Raw genomic sequence first — 17059 nt, 5'->3', positions numbered from 1 at the left:
GCCGCGGCGGGCGAAGTGCGGCAGGTGCCGACGAAACGCACCGCGACGGATGCAGCGCGGTCCGCATTGCGCAATCCGGGTTGCTATCCTCATGGGCGCTACCGCATTGCCAGGAAGGTCGTTCCGATGCGCACTCCCGTCGCTTCCGTCCCGCTCGCGCCCGACCGGGCGCGCGCGCTGTGGCTGCATGCGCAGCGCCTGACCACGCCGGCACCGTTCGGCAGCGGCGCCGAGGCCGTGCGGCAGGCCACCGCGCACCTGGGCTATGTGCAGATCGATACCATCCACGTGATCGCGCGCAGCCACCACCACGTGCTGTACACGCGCATTCCCGAGTACCGCGAACGGGATCTGGAACAGGCGCAGTCGCAGGACAGGTCGCTGTTCGAGTACTGGACCCATGCCTTGGCCTACGTGCCGGTCGCCGACTACCGCATGTACGTGGCGCAGATGGCGCGCCGACGTGCACAGGCCGACGCCAGGGGCACGGTGGATGCGCAGGACTATGCGCGGCTGTTGCGGCGCATCCGCAGCGAGGGGCCGTTGTCGATCCGCGACATCGACGACGAGGTGCTGGTCGAGAAGACCCATCCGTGGGGCAGCCGCAAGCCGTCGCGGGCCGCGTTGCAGTACGGTTTCTTCAGCGGCGACCTGGTGGTCAGCCAGCGCAGCGGCATGCTCAAGACGTACGAATTGGCCACGCGGCATTTCGGCTGGCGGCAGCGGCCGCGTCCGGTCAGCGACGCGCAATATGCGCGTTACCTGCTGCAGCGAGCGTTGCGCGCGCAGGGCATCGTCGGCGTGGACTCGGTCTGTTATGGCGAGACCGCCGCCAAACCGGCGGTGCGAGCGTTGATCGCCGCGGAAGTGGCGCGCAAGCGCCTGATCCCGGTGCATCTGCAGGGCCAGGAAGGCGTGGCCCTGTGGGCCGAGCCTGAGCTGCTGGACAGTACGCCGCCGCCACCGGATCCGACGCGGGCGCAGTTGCTGTCGCCATTCGATCCGCTGGTGATCCAGCGCAAACGGTTGCAGCAGTTCTTCGGCTACCTCCATCGCTTCGAGGCCTACGTGCCGGCGCCGCAACGGGTGCTGGGCTACTTCGCGTTGCCGGTGCTGGTCGGCGACCGTATCGTCGCCGCGCTCGACCTGAAGATGGACCGTCGCGCCGGCCGCCTGCTGATCCAGCAATGGACCTGGCTGGTGCCGCGGCGACCGGCGCTGCAGGCGAGGATCGACGCGGCGCTGCAGCGGTTCGAACGCTTCCATCTGCTGTAGCCGGGTGCTGCCGCCGCAGGGGTATGGCTTGCGGCGGTGCAACTCGCGCCGAGGGCATCCGCGGCGCAGCGCCGGACTTCGGCAGGATGCCGCGAATTTACGATCGCATACCTACGTCGGTTGCCGCCCAAACGTACCGCTGTTGCCGCGAACCGACGCCCACGCACGGCGGCCAGGGTCACCTCGCGACCACAGGCCGCCGCTTAGGCTCGGGTTTCCCACGTTGCCTGTGCCGCCGCATGTCCGCTGCCCGACACTGTCTCCATGCTGCAATCGACGCCTGCCGCCGCGGCACGCCCGCGGTCCTGGCCGTGGCGATGGCCCGCGAAGGCTCCACCTACGCGCATGCCGGGGCGATGGCCTTGTTCGGTCCCGATGGTACGCAGCAGGGTTGGCTCAGCGGCGGTTGCCTGGAGCCGGAGATCGCGCGCTGCGCCGCGGAGGCCGCCGTCGCCGGCATGCCGGTGTGGATGGAGATCGATACGCGCGAGGACGAAGACCTGCTGTCGGGTTCGTCCGCCGGTTGCCGGGGCCGCCTGCACCTGGCCTTGCTGCCGCTGCTCGCCTTGCCGGGCTTCGACGGGCTGGCCCAGGCCTGGCTGCAGGGGCGCGGTGGATTGACCCTGGCGCTGGAGGCCGACGGTCGCATCGCCGCCAGCGTGGCCGAGCAGGCGTTGCGGTGGTGCCTGCCTTGGCACACGCTGTCTGCGGCGCCGCCGCGCGTCGGCGAAGTGCAGGTGCCGCCGCCGCCGAGGGTCAGCGTCTTCGGTGCCGGCCCGGAAACCATCGTGTTGCTGCCGCTGCTGCGTCAATTGGGCTGGATGACGACCCTGGTCGAGCAGCGGCCGCGCTGGTCTGCATTGGCGGCGCTGGCCGACCGCGCCCTGGCATGCACGCCGACCCGCGCCCTGGCCGACTGTGACGGCAGCGATGCGGCACTGGTGATGCACCACAATTTCGAACTGGATCGCGAAGCGCTGGACGCGCTGGCCGGCAGCGCGATCCCGTTCCTCGGCCTGCTGGGACCGGTGCGGCGGCGCGAGGACCTGTTCCGTTTGCTGAGTCCGACGCAACGCGCGCAGTTGTCGCCGCGCCTGCATTCGCCGATCGGGCTGCGCCTGGGAGGCAATGGCGCGGAAGCGATCGCGCTGAGCATCGCCGCGCAGTTGCAGGCCAGCCGGGCGAAGCCGCCGCGGCTGAGTGCGGTCGCGCAGGCGAGCGACAGGCCGCGGCGATCGCACCGCGATGCGCTGACGGCAGCGCCGCGATTGCTGGCCGAAGGTGCAAGGTGATGACGCAGGCGCACGCGGCGCTGATCCTGGCCGCGGGTGGCAGCCGCCGCCTCGGCCGTCCCAAGCAGACGCTGACCAGCGACGGCGAGCCGCTGCTGCGCAAGGTCGTGCGCCTGGCGCTGTCCACGGCGCCGGCGCGTTGCGTGGTGGTGCTGGGTGCGCAGGCCGAGGCGCTGCGCCCGCTGCTGGAGGGATTGCCGGTGGAATGCGTGCGCAATCCGGACTGGTCCACCGGCATGGGCGGCAGCCTGGGCTGCCTGCGTGCGGCGGTAGGCGACGATGCCGCGATCACCCACAGCCTGGTGCTCGGTTGCGACCAGCCGGCGTTGGCCGCGGCGCATCTGCAGGATCTGCTGGCGGCGGCCTCACGGGCGGTGTCCGGTTGCGCGGTGAGCGCCTACGCCGGCGTGCGTGGCATGCCCGCGGTGGTGGCGCAGCAGCGCTGGCGCTCGCTGCCATTGGGCGGCGACCAGGGCTTGCGCACGCTGTTCGCGACGCTGGCACCGGATAGCCTCGGTTGCATCGTCGCGCCGGCGTTGGCGCTGGACCTGGACACGCCGAAGGATGTACAGGCGGCGGTGGCGAAAGGGTGGCTGGATCCGTAGCGGTCGCCGCAGGGCGCGACGTAGCGATGGTTCCTGCAGGACTTGCTGCGGGATGCGATAGATGCAGCGAAGGCTTCCGTCAGACAACGGTCGACGTTGGATGGCGTCCTACTTTGCTCTTTGCAACGGAATGCCACCTCTGATGACTACGGAAGCGATGTCGCAGGAGCGGCTTCAGCCGCGACAGGCGCCATGGGTGACGTCTGTCGCGGCTGAAGCCGCTCCCACGAGGGATAGGGCGAACGGCGCAGCAAGCGGCGCTCGTGCTCAGCCGATCAACTTGTCCGGGGTGATCGGCAGGTCGCGGATGCGCTTGCCGGTGGCGTGGAATACCGCGTTGGCGATGGCAGCGGGAATACCGACCATGCCCAGTTCGCCCATGCCCTTGACCCCGAGCGGGTTGACGATGGTGTCGTCCTCTTCGACGAACATGGTCTGGATCTCGTGCACGTCGGCGTTGACCGGCACGTGATAATCGGCCAGCGAGGCGTTGAGCATGCGCCCGTAGCGATGGTCGATCTCGGTGCCTTCGCTGAGCGCCATGCCGATGCCCATCACCACGCCGCCGATTTCCTGGCTGTGCGAGGTCAGCGGATTCATGATCTTGCCGCAGGCGGTGGCTTCGATGACCCGCGTCACCTGCACCATGCCGGTGTCCGGATCGACCTTGACCTCGATGAACTGCGCGCCGTGTGCGGCGGTGGCGTACTGCTTGCGTTCGGCCGAGGGTTTGGATTCGTGCACCACTTCCAGCTCCTGCAGGCCGTGCTGGCGCATCAGCTTGGCGACCTCCAGGCCGGCCTCGGGCTTGCCGGTCGGACGCAGCTGGCCATCGACCAGTTCCACCGCATCCATGTCCAGCCCGCTGAATGCGGCCTGCCCATCCTGCCTGGCCAGTTCCAGCAGCTTGCCGCGGATCTCGCGCGCCGCGCCATGGATCGCGCTGCCGACGCTGGCGGTGGTCCACGAGCCGCCCTGCGCCGGCGCCTTCGGCAGGCGCGTGTCGCCCAGTTCGAACTGCACGCGCTTGGCGTCGATGCCCAGATACTCGGCGGCGATCAGGGTCATCACCGTGTAGGTGCCGGGGCCGATGTCGGAGGTGGCACTGCCGACGCGAGCGCTGCCGTCGGCCTTCAGTACCACCCGTGCCAGCGCCGGCATCTGCATCGACGCCCAGGTGCCGGTGGCCATGCCCCAGCCGACCAGCAGGCGCCCGTCGCGCATGGAGCGCGGCTCGGGCGTGCGCTTGCTCCAGCCGAAGGTCTCGGCGGCGAGCGCGTAGCACTCCCGCAGCGCCTTGCTCGAAAACGGCTTGCCGCTCTCCGGGTCGGTCTCGGCATAGTTGGCCAGGCGCAGTTCCAGCGGGTCCATCTTCAGCGCATAGGCCAGTTCGTCCATCGCGCACTCGATGCCAAACATCTGGCTGATGGTGCCGGGCGCGCGCATCGCCTGCGGCGTCGGCAGGTCGGTCTCCACCACCTCGAAGCGATCCTCCACGTTGGGGCAGGCGTACAGCGAGCGCGCGTTGCGGAAGAAGGCCTCGTTGAACGCCTCGATGCGCGAGGTGTTGAGCACGTGCCGGTAGCGGATCGCCTGCAGCGTGCCGGCGGCGTCGGCGCCCAGGCCCAGTTCCACGCGGTAGTAGGGGCGGTAGCCATGGCCGCTGAACATCTGCCGCCGCGTATAGACGATCTTCACCGGTAGACCCACCGCCTTGGAGACCGCGCCGAGCAGGAAGGTGTAGTAGTTGGGGCGCAGGCAGGAGCCGAACGCGCCGCCGACGAACAACGAGACCACATTGACCTTGTCCACCGGAATGCCGAAGTAGCCGGCCAGCTGTTCGCGGTCCTGGTAGACGTTCTGGCTCTTGTTGACCACGGTCAGGGTGTCGCCGATCCAGTAGCCGATGCCGCCGTGCGGCTCCATCGGATTGTGGTGCTCGACCGGCATCGTGTACGCGGCCTCGAGCTTCACCGGCGCGGCGGCGAACGCGGCGGCCGGGTTGCCGCGCGGCTTCGGCGAGTCTTCCGGGGTCGGATCGTGCGCCTGATCGAGCAGTGCGTCGAAATCGGTGTGTGCGGTTTCTGTGGCGTAGTCCACCTGGATCAGTCGCGACGCGTGCCGCGCCTGCTCGAAGGTGCTGGCGACCACCACGGCGATCGGCTGCGCATTGAAATGGATGCGGTCGTCGACCAGGGCACGGAACGACAGATCCTCGCCTTTCTTCTTGACCGCGTCGGAGACCGGCTTGATCGCATTGAGGTGGGTCAGCACCTTGATCACGCCCGGCGCGGCTTCGGCGGCGCGGGTGTCGATGCGCACGATGTGGCCCTTGGCGATGGTGCTGGTGAGGATGTAGCCGTGGACCAGATGCGGGATCTGGAACTCCGCCGCATAGCGCGCCTTGCCGGTGACCTTGGCGTAGCCGTCGACGCGGCGCATTTCCTTGCCGATGTAGTTCATTGCCGGTTCTCCGGTTGGCCGCTCACGCGGCGTCGCTGCCGCTGGCGCGGTGCAGGGCGCGGATCATCGCGTGCGTGCCCATCGGGATCTTGTAGGCGTTGTGCGCCAGCGGCCGCGCCGCGGCCATCTCGGCCTGCGCGGCGGCAGCGAAGGCGGTCTCGCCGACATGCTGCCCGACCAGCGCACGTTCGGCGGCGCGCGCGCGCCAGGGTTTGTGCGCCACCCCGCCCATGGCGATGCGCGCGTCGCGGATGCGCCCGTCCGGTTCCAGCGCCAGCGCCGCGGCCACCGAGATCAGTGCGAATGCGTAGCTGGCCCGGTCGCGCACCTTCAGGTAATGGCTGTGCGCGGCGAACTCCGGCGCCGGCAGCGTGATCGACTCGATCAGTTCGCCGTGCGCAAGCTGGTTGTCGACATCGGCGCGCGCCTCGGGCAGCAGGTGGAATTCGGCGAACGGGATCTCGCGCTGGGTGCCGGCCGGCGTACGCACCTGCACCGTCGCATCCAGTGCGGCCAGCGCTACGCACATGTCCGACGGATGCACGGCCACGCAGTGCGCGCTGTGGCCGAAGATCGCGTGGGTGCGGTTGAGCCCCTCGCGCGCGCCGCAACCGCTGCCGGGTTCGCGCTTGTTGCAGGGCAGGGCGGTGTCGTAGAAGTAGCCGCAGCGCGTGCGCTGCAGCAGGTTGCCGCCGTTGCTGGCCATGTTGCGCAACTGCATCGTGGCCCCGGCCAGGATCGCCTGGCTCAGCAACGGATAGCGTTGACGCACCAGCGGATGGTTGGCGGTCTGCGTGTTGTTGGCGAGCGCGCCCAGGCGCAGGCCGCCGTCGGCGGTTTCGGCGATCTCGGCCAGGCCCTTGAGCCGGGTCAGGTCGACGATCTCGTCGGCACCGGTCACCCCTTCCTTCATCAGGTCGAGCAGGTTGGTGCCGCCGCCGAGGAAGCGTGCGTTCGGGTTGGCGGCGACACGGCGCACCGCGTCCTCCGGCGAGGTCGCGCGCTGGTACTTAAACGGCGTCATCGGCCACCTCCTTCGCCATCTTCAGGGCGGTCAGTTCGGACTGGTCGACATAGCGCCAGGTCAGCGGCCGTGGCGCGCCGCCGCTGTGCACGTCCTGGATGGCGGCGACGATCTTCGGGTAGGCGCCGCAGCGGCAGATGTTGCCGCTCATGCGCTCGCGCACCTCGGCGTCGCTGAGTTCGGTGACCGGCCGGCTGACGTCGGCGCTGACGTGGCTGGCATCGCCGCGCCTGATCTCGTTCAACAGCGCCACCGCCGAGCAGATCTGCCCAGGCGTGCAGTAGCCGCACTGGAACCCATCGTGCTGCACGAACGCGGCCTGCATCGGATGCAGTCGCTCGCCGTCGGCCAGGCCCTCGATGGTGGTGATCTGCGTGTCTTCTGCCTGTGCCGCCAGGGTCAGGCAGGACAGCCGGCGCTCGCCATCGACGATCACCGTGCAGGCACCGCACTGGCCGTGGTCGCAGCCCTTCTTGGTGCCGGTCAGTGCCAGATGTTCGCGCAGCGCGTCCAGCAGCGTGGTCCGTGGATCCAGCTGCAGGGCGTGGCGCTGACCGTTGACCTCCAGGAACACGGGCAAGGCGTTCTGCGGCGGCGCGGCCTTGGCGACGGGGGCGGCGAACGCGGCCTCGCTGAAGAGGATCTGTCCGCCCGCGCTGCTGAGGCCGGCGGCCGAGAGCAGGGCGAGGAATTCGCGGCGCGAGAGGCCGTTGATGCCGAGCCGGCGCGCGAGCGCGGCTTCGTCCTCGCTCAGCGGGGTGTCGCGCGCGCTGTCGGCGGCGCCGGACGCGTCATCGGTACGGTGGGGCTCATGCTGCATCGGTCTCTCCTGCCTGGGGGACCGCCACCGCGCGCGCCGGGGCGCAGCAGGGAGCGAGTCGACCTGGGTAGCAGCGCCATCGCGACGCCGGCGTACGGGCACGCATCGGAACCCGGCCGCCAGCATCGCGGCGGTACCGCGAAGGGATTGCGAAGAGAACGCGAAGGGAGGGTGTCGAGGCAGTGATACGGACGGGTGGCCGTACTGGATCGGGATGCGCGTGCATGCGCTCCTGCAGATGCCATCGCCGCCACGACAGGCGCGCGATTGCGCCTGTCATGGTCGGCGCCACGCGACGCCGGTGCAGCGATGGCGTCGCGTGCGTCTGCGATGCGGCAGGCGCTACCAGCGATACGCCACCGATGCCTGATACTGGCGGCCGGCGATCGGGCGGCCCATGAACACGCCGCCGGTGGCCGCGCCGGGCACGCGGACATTGCCTTCTGTCAGGCCCAGCGTGTCGGTCACGTTGCTGCCGCTGACGGTGAACTCCCAGTGCTCGCCGCTGTGCAGGCTGGCACCGACGTCGAGCATGTCGTAGGACGGCAGGCGCTGGCTGTTGGCCAGGTCGGCGTAGCGTTCGCCGATGTAGGAATAGGTCGCGAACACGCGCAGGTCGCCGAACGGCAGCATCCAGTAGTAGCTCGGCGTCAGCCGGAACTGGCGCTTGGGCTGGCGCATGACCTGGTTGCCGGTGTATTCGCGGTAATTGCGGTACTTCGCGTCCAGCCACACCCCCGTCCCGGCCAGTTCGAAGCCGCCGAACGGGCGGATCGCGCCTTCCACCTCCAGGCCGTAGGCACGCGAATCGCCGACCGTGGTGAAGTTGCTGCCGTTGGCCAGGAAGGCCTGGAACGGCGAATTCCTGAAGGTGTTGTAGAACGCGGTGAGGTACAGGTCGTAGTTGGCCGCGCCGGACTTCAATCCCAGTTCGTACTGCCGGATGTCCTGCACCTTGGTCTGGCCGTCGCGCAGATTGTCGAAGCCGGGAAACTTGACCCCGGAATTGACCCGCGCGAACACGCTGTTGTGCGCGTCGAGCTTGACGTTCAGGCCGGCGGTCCACGACAGCGCATTGTCGTCCTGGTCGATGCGCCGCGCGCTCGGCAGCGAGATCGAGGTGGCGTTGTCGTAGAGCGTGGCCGGGTTGCCGTCCAGGTCCACGGTGGCGGTGTCGTGCACCGTGCCGGTGACGTGCTGGCGCTCGTAGCGCACGCCCAGGTCCAGGCGCAGGCGCTCGTCCAGTTCCCATTCGTCGGCGACGAACACTGCGGCGTTCTCGCCCTCGTAATGCGCGCGCAGCGCCAGGAAGGCGGTGCTGGTGAAGCCGTCGCGGGTCGGCTGGCGGCCGTCGTCCAGGGTCACGTCGATGCGCCGCGCATGGTTCTGCGCGGTCAGCAGCATGGTGTTGCCGAGGTACCAGGTGTCGTTGGAGGTGTACCTGGCGTAGTAGCTGCCCACGGTGAGCGTGTTGCCGGCGAACAGCGTGCGGCTCAGGCGCAGATCGTTGGTGAAGGAGTTCAGGCGCTTGTCCACCGACCACCAGCCGGCTTCCAGCACCTGCTGGTTCGGGTCGACCGCGCCGCCGCCGTTGGTATAGCGCGCGCTGCCGGTGCTGCCGTAGCCGGCGATGAAGTCGCCCAGCCGCTGCGGCGCGTCGCCGGTGAACAGCGCATAGGTCGGTGCGGTGCCGCCCATCACGTTGAAACGGTCGGCGACGGTCCAGTCGCCCACCTCCCAGTTCAGTTCGCCGCCGAACACGTCGATGTTGACGCCGCGGCCGTCGCCGAGGTCGCGCCGGATGGTCTGGCCGTTGGGGCCGACCGGCAGGGTGACGTTGCGGAAGTCGTCGCTCAGCAGCGTGCCGCGCTGCGCGTCGAGGCCGGGAAAGCTGGACAGGTCGCTGCCGTTGTTGCGCGACAGCAACGGGATCGCGGTGTAGAAGGCGTTGTTGTCGTCGGTATGGCGCGCATAGAACGACAGCTCGCCGCTGTCCCAGCGCTTGCTCAGGGTGGCGCTGAACTGGCCGCCCTTGTCGGCGGAGAACTGCGGGTCGCGCACGCCGTCGGTCTCGCGGAAGAAGCCGCCGACGCTGTAGTACCAGCCGTTGCCCATCGGCCCGCTGTCGAACAGATCGATGCGGCGCAGTGCATCGCTGCCGCCGGTGAGGCGTACGCTGCCTTCCGGCTCGTCCTGGCCTTTCTTCTGGATGAAGTTGACGGTGATGCCGGCCTGGCCGTTGGAGAAGATCGGGCTGGAACCGCCGCGCAGCACCTCCATGCGTTCGATGGTGTCGTCGGTGCGGAACAGCGTGGAGTTTTCCAGGAACGACAGGGTCGGCGGCGGGAACAGCGGCGCGCCATCGAGCTGGAAGGTGACGAACGGCGCATCGCCTTCCGACGGCATGCCACGCACGAAGATGTTGGCGCCGGTGCCGCCGCCGCTAGGCTCGGCCCACACGCCCGGCACGATCTTCAGCAGGTCGGCGCTGCTCTGCGGCACCGCCTGCTGGATCTGCTCGGGCGTGGCGGTGGTGATCGAGAAGCTCGCGTCGCGCTTGCGCAGGCCGCTGAAGCGCGCAGTGCCGCTGACGACCACGGTATCCAGGGTGGTGGCGTCGGGTTGCGTGGCCGGCGCGGCGGGGGCGTCGGCGGTCTGCGCCAGCGCGGGGGGCGCGAGCAGGACGGCGGCGATGGACAGGGGCAGCAGATGACGAAGGGGCGCAAGATGCATGAAGAATCTCTCCTTTCTTCATTCGGAACGATCGGCCGGGACACGGCACGCGCGTGCAGCGCGCGGCCGCGTCGCATCGGCCGGTACGGCGCGAAGCAGGGGGCGACGCGCGGCGCCCTTTGTAACGCCGTCGGGCGATCGGACCGTTGTGCAGCGCGGTACAGGCCGCGTTTGCGTGACAGGTTGCCCAGGCAGGTCGACATCGCACCGCAACCTATGGCGTGCGCTGCGCAGGGCTGCATCGCTTCGGTTGGTCATGCGTGTGGTCAGGCGTGGCGTCGCAGGAGAGACGCAGCCGTGCCAGAAACGATCCCGGAATGCCGATCGCGGTCGATTTCCAGAAGGGCGCAACGCGCCGCTCGTGCGCAGCGTGCATCCGGGACAAGGGCCGTCGCCATCGTCGCCACGCGCCGCTTGCTATCGTGGCGCGCTGCGCGTCCAGGAGTGTCCTGCAATGAAGAACTGGCTGTTCCTGCTGGTGGCCATCCTCGCCGAGGTGGTCGCGACCTCGGCGCTGAAGGCCAGCGAAGGCTTCACCCGGCTGTGGCCGACGCTGCTGGCGCTGTGCGGCTATGGCATCGCCTTCTACCTGCTGTCGCTGACCCTGCGCAGCGTGCCGGTCGGCGTGGCCTATGCGCTCTGGTCGGGCATCGGCATCGTGTTGATCTCGCTGCTGGCGTGGTGGCGGTTCGACCAGGCGCTGGACCCGCCGGCGATCGTCGGCATGGCGCTGATTGTCGCCGGCGTGGTGGTGATCAACGTGTTCTCGCGCAGCGCCCCGCATTAGCAAAAAAAGAGGCCGCCCGAAGGCGGCCTCGTCACGCTGCAGCGAACCTGCCCGATCAGAAGAACAGGCGCACGCCGAACGAGGCGCTGCGGCCGGGCAGCATGACGTCGTCCTTGAGGAACGAGGTATGCACGCGCGCATCCTGATTGGTCAGGTTGTTGCCGTCCAGGAACACTTCCCAGGCGGTGCTGCCGGCATCGACGTGATAGGCCAGATGCGCATCGACCAGGGTGTAGCCGGCGGTCGGGGTCTCGTTGACCGCCACCTTGTCCTGCTTCTGGTAGCGGGTCGCGCCCAGCGCGGCGCGCCAGTTGCTCGCGTCCCAGCGCAGCTGCGCGCCGTAGCGCGCCGGCGCGATGCGCGGCAGGTTGCCGCCGTCCTTTAGCCGTGCGCGCACGGTGTCGCCGAACACGCGCAGGTCCCAGGCGCCGCTGTCGTTGTTGGCCAGGTGGAAGGTGGCCTCGCCCTCGAAACCATGGAACACCGCATCGGCCTGGGTCCACTGGCGGATCGGCAGGAAATCGTTGTCTTCCTCGTGGAACCACTGGCCGCCGGTGTCGACGATGTAGATGAAGTCGTCGTAGCGGTTGTAGTAGCCGGCCACCTTGGCGTCGACCCAGTCGTTCTTGAAGATCAGGCCCAGTTCGGCCTGGTTGGCTTTCTCGGTCTTCAGGTCGGGGTTGCCGATCTCGTAGGCGAGGGTGGCGATGTGCGGACCGTTGGCGAACAGTTCTTCTTCGGCCGGGGCGCGCTCGGCGTGGTCGAGGTTGGCGGTCAGGCGCCACTGTTCGTTGAAGCGGAAACCGCCGCTCAGCGACAGGCTCTTCGGAGTGAAATCGCGGTCCACGCCGGTGTCGGTCTCGTACTTGGTCCTGTCCACGCGCGCGCCGACCTCGGCCTGCACACGGTCCCAGGTGTTGCGCGCCAGCGCGAACACGCCGATGGCGCGGGTGTCGGTCTTCGGCACGAAGGCTTCTTCGCCGGTGGCCTGGAAGGTCGAGTCGCTGCCCTGCACGCCGACCGCGGTCTGCCAGCCGCCGCCCAGGCCGAAGGAGGCCTCGACGCGGCCTTCGTTGGCGCGCTTGTCGAACTTGGTGCCCACTTCCGCGCCTTCGAACTCGGTATGGGTGTAGGCGGTATGGCCGAAGCTGTAGCGCAGTGCGCTGCCGTCGCCCCACGGGTCGTTCAGCGCACCCTTGAGCTCGAAACGGTCCTGGTGCAGCTGCAGCGACACGCCGCGCTCGCCGGCGGCCGGATCGCCGGGCTCGCCGGGGTTGCCGTAGTTGTCGCGGAAGCGCGAGATCGACACGCCGACGAAGCCCCAGTCGCCGGCCAGCGAACTGCCGATCGAGCCGACCTTGGACTTGACGAACGAGTTGAGCTGCGGGCCCTGCGGCGTGTCGTAGTCCTTCAGGTTGCGGTACACGCCGTCGGCATGGATCGACAGGCCGCTGCCGTTGCCGGCATCGACGCGGAACATGTCGGTGTTGCCGCTCTTGTCGCCGCCTTCCCAGCGCGCTTCGGCACGACCGTGCACGCCGTCGACCGGGGTCTCGGCGATGCGCCCGTCGACCACGTTGACCACGCCGCCGATGGCGCCGGAGCCGTACAGCAGGGTGGACGGGCCCTTCAGCACTTCGATCTGGTCGGCCAGGAACGGCTCAACGGCAGGCGAATGATCCTGGCTGACCGTGGACACGTCCTGCGAGGACAGGCCGTCGTTGAGCACCGCCACGCGCGGGCCGTCGAGGCCGCGGATGATCGGCCGGCCCACGCCGGGGCCGAAGTTGGAGCTCTGCACGCCCGGCAGGCTGGCCACGGTCTCGCCGATGCTGGCGCCGCGGTTCTCGTCCAGGCGCTCGCCGGCCAGCACGTCCACCGGCTGGCTCAGCGCACCGGCGGCATCGCGCAGCGGGCTGGCGGTGACCACCACCTGGTCCATGTCCTTCACGTGCCGGTCCTGCCTGTGGCCTGCGCCGTGGCGGCTGTCGCTGGCCGGCGGCGTGGCGTCGGTCGCGGTCGTCGCGGTGGTCGGGTCGGCGGCCAGGGCCAGCGACGGGCTCAGCAGGCCAAGCAGGGCCAGGGACAGGGCGGAACGGCGGAGCAGGACGGGACGGGGAGAGGGCATGGGCATTCCATCAGGAGGGACAGTCGGGGGCGACGTGCGCGCTGCCGGCACCGCACAGCGGCGGTGGACGGTCGGGGAAGGGGCACGGGACGCGCTGGTCGCCGGCGGCCGAATGTTATATTATTCCGTAACACTTTCAACCCGTGCCGACCGTCATGTCCTCATCGTTCGATCTGCGCGCCGCGCTCGACCGCCTTGGCGCCACCGGTTCGCTGCTGTGCGCGGTGCATTGCGCGGTGTTGCCGCTGGCGCTGGCGGTGCTGCCGTCGCTGGGTCTGGCGATGTGGCTGGGCGAGGGCGTGGAGCGCACCCTGGTCCTGTTCGTGACTTGCCTGGGCCTGTTCAGTCTGGTGCTCGGGTATCGCCGGCACCGCGTGTGGCAGGCGCTGGGATTGCTCATCCTCGGCTTGCTGGCGCTATGGGCCGGGCTGCTGGTGCCGGCGCTGCATCATGCGGTGGCGCCGCACGCGGCGATCATGACCTTCGGCGGCACCCTGGTCGGCCTGGCGCACCTGCTCAACCTGCGCTTGAACCACGGCCACGTGCACGACGCAAGCTGCGCCCATTGAGCGCACGTGGTAGGCTTGCCGCCCTTGCGCGAGGGCGCTGACCGCGTTGGCCTCGCCAAACCCCGTGCATCTCGCGGGGGTTTTCGCAAACACATTCAGGAGTCGATGAGCATGGGTAAGGGTGACCGCAAGACCGCCAAGGGCAAGCGCTACAACGCCAGCTACGGCAATTCGCGCTCGCACAGCGTGAGCAAGGTGGCCGTGGGCGCTGCATCGCCGGCCGCGAAGAAGTCGGTGGTCAAGGCGCCGGCGGTGAAGAAGGCCGTGGCCAAGAAGACGGTCGCCAAGGCCGGCTGAGCCAGCCGCTGGTTGCGACGAAGAACGCGGCGCTTGCGCCGCGTTTTTTTATGTCTGTCTGTTTTTACCTTGGCCGTCGCTGCCAGGCGGCAGGCGGCGGTCTTGCGTCGGAAGCGGGCAGCAGTGGCGCGCGTTCCGATCGCACCAGCGCCTGGCACGCGCCGCCGCTCAGTGCGGACGCGGCGCGCTGGGGCCGTCGCCGTGGTCGTCGTGCTCGCTGCCGGCCAGGTCTTCGACCAGCGAGGTCGGCGCGTCCTCTTCGGCAGGCGGCGTGGGCGCCGGCGGCGGCGCCACCAGCAACAGCTCGGCCAGGCCGCGATAGATCGGCGTGCGGCAGACCAGCGCCGAAGCGCCGCGGGCGATCAGCACCGTCGCCAGGATCGGCAGCAGCATGTCGCTGCTGTCGGTGAGTTCCAGCGAGATCACCGCCGAGGTCAGCGGCGCCTGGGTGACGCCGGTGAGATAGGCGCACATGCCCAGCAGCACGAAGATGCGCGGGTCCACGCCCGGCATCAGCACGGCCAGGTTGTGGCCGAGCCCGGCGCCGACCGCCAGGGCCGGCGAGAACAGGCCGCCGGGGATGCCGGCGACGTAGGACACCAGGTTCGCCAGCAGTTTCATCAGGCCGAATTCGTGGCCGACGCTGGCGTGCCCCTGCACCAGGCTGCGCGCCTGCTCGTAGCCGGTGCCGAACGCGCCGGCGCCGAAGATCAGGCCCAGCAGCACCAGCGCCAGACCGCACAGCGCGGCCAGCAGCACCGGCTGGCGCCGGCGCAGCTCGCCCAGCCAGCGCGGCTTGCCGGCGACGGTGAGCAGCACCATGCGCGCGAAGGCGCCGCCGAGCAGGCCGGCGACCACGCCGCACAGCAGGATCGCCAGCCACGCCTTGCCCAGCGGCAGGCCGGCGGTGGCGACCCGGCCGAAGTAGGTGTAGTCGCCGAGCAGGCCCAGCGAAATCACGCCGCCGACGATCACCGCGGTCAGCAAGGTGCCGGAGAAGTGGTGCTCGAAGCGTCCGCTCAGTTCCTCGATGGCGAACACCACGCCGGCCAGCGGCGTGTTGAACGCCGCGGCGATGCCGGCGGCGCCGCCGGCCAGCAGGAAGTGACTGGCCTGGCGCGCATCGCGAAAGCCGAACCAGCGCCCGAACACGTACATCAGACTGGCGCCGACGTGCACGGTGGGACCTTCGCGGCCGATCGAGGCGCCGCCGAACAGGGCCATGGTGGTCAGCATCAGCTTGCCCGCGGACACGCGCAGCGACAGGTTGGCCTGGCGGAAGCCGTCGTCGGGACGTTCCAGCGCGGCGATCACCTGCGGGATGCCGCTGCCGCGGGTGGGGCGCAGCGCGCCGTTGGTCAGCCAGGCCAGCAGGGCGAACACGCTCGGGGTCAGCAGCAGCGCCCACCACGGCGAATGCGCGGTGATGCGCTGGAACACGTGGAAGGCGGCGTCGCTGGCCTTGGCGAAGACGATGGAGACCAGGGCCACCGCCACCGCGCCGCCCCACAGCACGGCGCGCTGCTTCCAGCTCTCCTGCGAGATCAGCGGGCGCAGACGATGGCGCAGGCGCGGCGGTTGCGCGGAGTCGGGCGAATGCATGCCGCCATTGTCGCACGCGTTGCCATGGGCGGGCGTGGCCGCGCCGCGACCGTTGTCGTGGCGCTCAGGGCGTGTCACCCATTCCCGAGCATGCCGCGCGCCTGCCAGACCCAACCCGAAGGGCCGCGCTTGCGCGCGCCCGTGGCCGCGTCATCGCGCGGGCGTGGACGCTTGCCACCGGCACGCGCAATCGTGGCGCAGCATGCTCGGGGAGTGGTGGCCCCCTAGCGCAGCGCCGGCAGCAGCGCCTGCGGATCGCCGTCGTTGGGGGCGGCGGGAATGCCGAGCAGGCGGGTCAGCAGCGGGTAGACGTCGACGTTGTCGATCGGCGCCAGGGTGACGCCCTGGCGGAACGCCGGGCCGCGGGCGACGAACACCGCGCGCATCGACGGCAGTGCCGGGTCGTAGCCGTGGGAGCCGCGCAGACTGCGCGGCTTCTCGGCGATGCGCGCACGCGGCAGCGCATCCCAGCCCTCGTGCATCTGGCACACGATCGGCGGGATGCGCGGATTGCTGCCGTAGTGCCAGCGCGCCGGCAGTTCGCCCTTGCGCCAGCAGTCGTACTGCGGATGCGCGCCGAGCAGGCGCGCCTCGACCGCTGCCTCCTGGCCCGGGCGCGGAACGATGCCCACCGATTGCCCGTAGCTGATCACCGTGACCTGTTGCGGCGGGACCATCTCCTCGACCGCCAGCACCTGCTTGGGCGGCACCGCGGCCATGCCGTGGTCGGAGACCAGCACCAGGTTGATCCGGTCCAGTTCGCCGCGCTGCGCCAAGCCGTCGAGCAGATGTCCGATCGCCGCATCGATCCTGGCGACGGCCTGCGCGTATTCGCGCGACTCCGGGCCATGCTCGTGGCCGGCTTCGTCCACCTGTTCGAAGTACAGCGTCAGCAGCTGCGGACGCGGCGCGCTGGGATCGTCGAGCCAGCCCAGCACCTGGTCGACCCGCGCGTTCGGCGGCATGTCCGCGTCGAAGGCCTGGCGGCGGCTGGGGCGCACGCCCTGGATGGCCGCCTCGCTGCCCGGCCAGGCCCACGTCGCCGCGTGCAGGCCGGCCTTCTCGACGCCGACCCAGATCGGCTCGCCGCCCCACCAGCGGCCATCGCTGACTGCGGCGCGATCGCTGAGCTGGAACGTGCCCAGCAGCGGATCCTGCATGCTGTTGTGGACGATGCCGTGATGGTCCGGGCGCAGGCCGGTGGCGATGGTGTAGTGGTTGGGGAAGGTCAGCGACGGATAGGAGGGCGTCATCCACTGCGCGCGCACGCCGTCGTGGACCATGCGGCTCAGGTTCGGGGTGATGCCGCGATCGAGCATGTCCGCGCGCAGGCCGTCGATCGAGATCAGCAGCACCGGCGTGGGCAGCCTCGCCGCTGCGGCGGCGCTGGGTGCGGCGGCCGCGGCGGCCGCGTGCGGCGACGTGGAGGGGGCGGAGGCGCAGGCACCGAGCAGCAGGGTGGCG

13 protein-coding genes are annotated in these 17059 nt (G+C 69.8%); 6 read left to right on the top strand and 7 right to left on the bottom strand.

What is annotated here, in order from left to right:
- The first annotated feature begins 126 nt into the window (after positions 1-126).
- The 3 genes from D180_RS04485 to D180_RS04475 all read left to right on the top strand — a co-directional run bounded on the left by D180_RS04485 (position 127) and on the right by D180_RS04475 (position 3172).
- Entirely contained in the window at positions 127-1275 is a 1149-nt protein-coding gene (locus D180_RS04485; RefSeq protein WP_017911851.1) for a crosslink repair DNA glycosylase YcaQ family protein, read from the top strand.
- A gap of 239 nt (positions 1276-1514) precedes the next feature.
- Positions 1515-2567 carry an XdhC/CoxI family protein gene (locus tag D180_RS04480; protein WP_081616393.1) on the top strand — a complete coding sequence of 351 codons (1053 nt, stop codon included), beginning with the start codon at positions 1515-1517 and terminating at the stop codon, positions 2565-2567.
- Entirely contained in the window at positions 2567-3172 is a 606-nt protein-coding gene (locus D180_RS04475) for a nucleotidyltransferase family protein (RefSeq protein ID WP_017911849.1), read from the top strand. Before D180_RS04480 ends, D180_RS04475 begins: the two co-directional genes overlap by 1 nt.
- Positions 3173-3439: 267 nt before the next feature.
- Here the strand turns inward: D180_RS04475 and D180_RS04470 are convergent, their stop codons facing one another.
- The 4 genes from D180_RS04470 to D180_RS04455 form a co-directional block, all read right to left on the bottom strand.
- Positions 3440-5635 (bottom strand): xanthine dehydrogenase family protein molybdopterin-binding subunit, encoded by a 2196-nt coding sequence (locus D180_RS04470; protein ID WP_017911848.1) that lies wholly within the window; start codon positions 5633-5635, stop codon positions 3440-3442.
- Between the two features lie 22 nt (positions 5636-5657).
- Positions 5658-6659, bottom strand: coding sequence for a xanthine dehydrogenase family protein subunit M (locus tag D180_RS04465; protein ID WP_017911847.1), 1002 nt, complete (start codon positions 6657-6659; stop codon positions 5658-5660).
- On the bottom strand, positions 6646-7479 hold the full coding sequence (locus tag D180_RS04460) for a 2Fe-2S iron-sulfur cluster-binding protein (protein ID WP_017911846.1): 834 nt from the start codon (positions 7477-7479) through the stop codon (positions 6646-6648). The genes D180_RS04465 and D180_RS04460 overlap by 14 nt, the downstream gene beginning before the upstream one ends.
- Before the next feature lie 342 nt (positions 7480-7821).
- Positions 7822-10212 carry a TonB-dependent receptor gene (locus tag D180_RS04455; protein WP_017911845.1) on the bottom strand — a complete coding sequence of 797 codons (2391 nt, stop codon included), beginning with the start codon at positions 10210-10212 and terminating at the stop codon, positions 7822-7824.
- 454 nt (positions 10213-10666) lie between these two features.
- Here D180_RS04455 and D180_RS04450 point away from each other — a divergent pair, with 454 nt between their 5' ends.
- Positions 10667-10999, top strand: a complete 333-nt coding sequence (locus tag D180_RS04450; protein ID WP_017907256.1) for an SMR family transporter — start codon at positions 10667-10669, stop codon at positions 10997-10999.
- A gap of 55 nt (positions 11000-11054) precedes the next feature.
- Here the strand turns inward: D180_RS04450 and D180_RS04445 are convergent, their stop codons facing one another.
- Positions 11055-13127 carry a TonB-dependent receptor gene (locus D180_RS04445; protein WP_017911844.1) on the bottom strand — a complete coding sequence of 691 codons (2073 nt, stop codon included), beginning with the start codon at positions 13125-13127 and terminating at the stop codon, positions 11055-11057.
- Between the two features lie 155 nt (positions 13128-13282).
- Between D180_RS04445 and D180_RS04440 the strand changes: the two genes are divergently transcribed.
- Together D180_RS04440 and D180_RS04435 are read left to right on the top strand one after the other, a co-directional pair.
- Positions 13283-13696: a MerC domain-containing protein gene (locus D180_RS04440; RefSeq protein ID WP_017907253.1), complete on the top strand. Its 414-nt coding sequence runs from the start codon at positions 13283-13285 to the stop codon at positions 13694-13696.
- Positions 13697-13807: 111 nt separating this feature from the next.
- Positions 13808-13993, top strand: a complete 186-nt coding sequence (locus D180_RS04435; protein ID WP_017911843.1) for a 30S ribosomal protein THX — start codon at positions 13808-13810, stop codon at positions 13991-13993.
- A gap of 168 nt (positions 13994-14161) precedes the next feature.
- On the opposite strand, the gene D180_RS04430 is transcribed toward D180_RS04435, so the two are convergent.
- On the bottom strand, positions 14162-15595 hold the full coding sequence (locus tag D180_RS04430) for a chloride channel protein (protein ID WP_017911842.1): 1434 nt from the start codon (positions 15593-15595) through the stop codon (positions 14162-14164).
- Between the two features lie 224 nt (positions 15596-15819).
- Positions 15820-17052, bottom strand: a complete 1233-nt coding sequence (locus D180_RS04425; RefSeq protein WP_051064776.1) for an ectonucleotide pyrophosphatase/phosphodiesterase — start codon at positions 17050-17052, stop codon at positions 15820-15822.
- Between the last annotated feature and the right edge of the window lie 7 nt (positions 17053-17059).

Source organism: Xanthomonas sp. SHU 166 (genome assembly GCF_000364685.1).
Taxonomy (GTDB): domain Bacteria; phylum Pseudomonadota; class Gammaproteobacteria; order Xanthomonadales; family Xanthomonadaceae; genus Xanthomonas_A; species Xanthomonas_A sontii.
The sequence above is the reverse complement of the archived record's forward strand: the minus strand, read 5'-3'. Positions and strand labels throughout refer to the sequence as shown.

Bases quoted from the DNA above. Each gene is read 5' to 3' on its own strand.
- D180_RS04485 (WP_017911851.1), top strand. From the start codon at position 127: ATGCGCACTCCCGTCGCTTCCGTCCCGCTCGCGCCCGACCGGGCGCGC.
- D180_RS04480 (WP_081616393.1), top strand. From the start codon at position 1,515: ATGTCCGCTGCCCGACACTGTCTCCATGCTGCAATCGACGCCTGCCGC.
- D180_RS04475 (WP_017911849.1), top strand. From the start codon at position 2,567: ATGACGCAGGCGCACGCGGCGCTGATCCTGGCCGCGGGTGGCAGCCGC.
- D180_RS04470 (WP_017911848.1), bottom strand. From the start codon at position 5,635: ATGAACTACATCGGCAAGGAAATGCGCCGCGTCGACGGCTACGCCAAG.
- D180_RS04465 (WP_017911847.1), bottom strand. From the start codon at position 6,659: ATGACGCCGTTTAAGTACCAGCGCGCGACCTCGCCGGAGGACGCGGTG.
- D180_RS04460 (WP_017911846.1), bottom strand. From the start codon at position 7,479: ATGCAGCATGAGCCCCACCGTACCGATGACGCGTCCGGCGCCGCCGAC.
- D180_RS04455 (WP_017911845.1), bottom strand. From the start codon at position 10,212: ATGCATCTTGCGCCCCTTCGTCATCTGCTGCCCCTGTCCATCGCCGCC.
- D180_RS04450 (WP_017907256.1), top strand. From the start codon at position 10,667: ATGAAGAACTGGCTGTTCCTGCTGGTGGCCATCCTCGCCGAGGTGGTC.
- D180_RS04445 (WP_017911844.1), bottom strand. From the start codon at position 13,127: ATGCCCTCTCCCCGTCCCGTCCTGCTCCGCCGTTCCGCCCTGTCCCTG.
- D180_RS04440 (WP_017907253.1), top strand. From the start codon at position 13,283: ATGTCCTCATCGTTCGATCTGCGCGCCGCGCTCGACCGCCTTGGCGCC.
- D180_RS04435 (WP_017911843.1), top strand. From the start codon at position 13,808: ATGGGTAAGGGTGACCGCAAGACCGCCAAGGGCAAGCGCTACAACGCC.
- D180_RS04430 (WP_017911842.1), bottom strand. From the start codon at position 15,595: ATGCATTCGCCCGACTCCGCGCAACCGCCGCGCCTGCGCCATCGTCTG.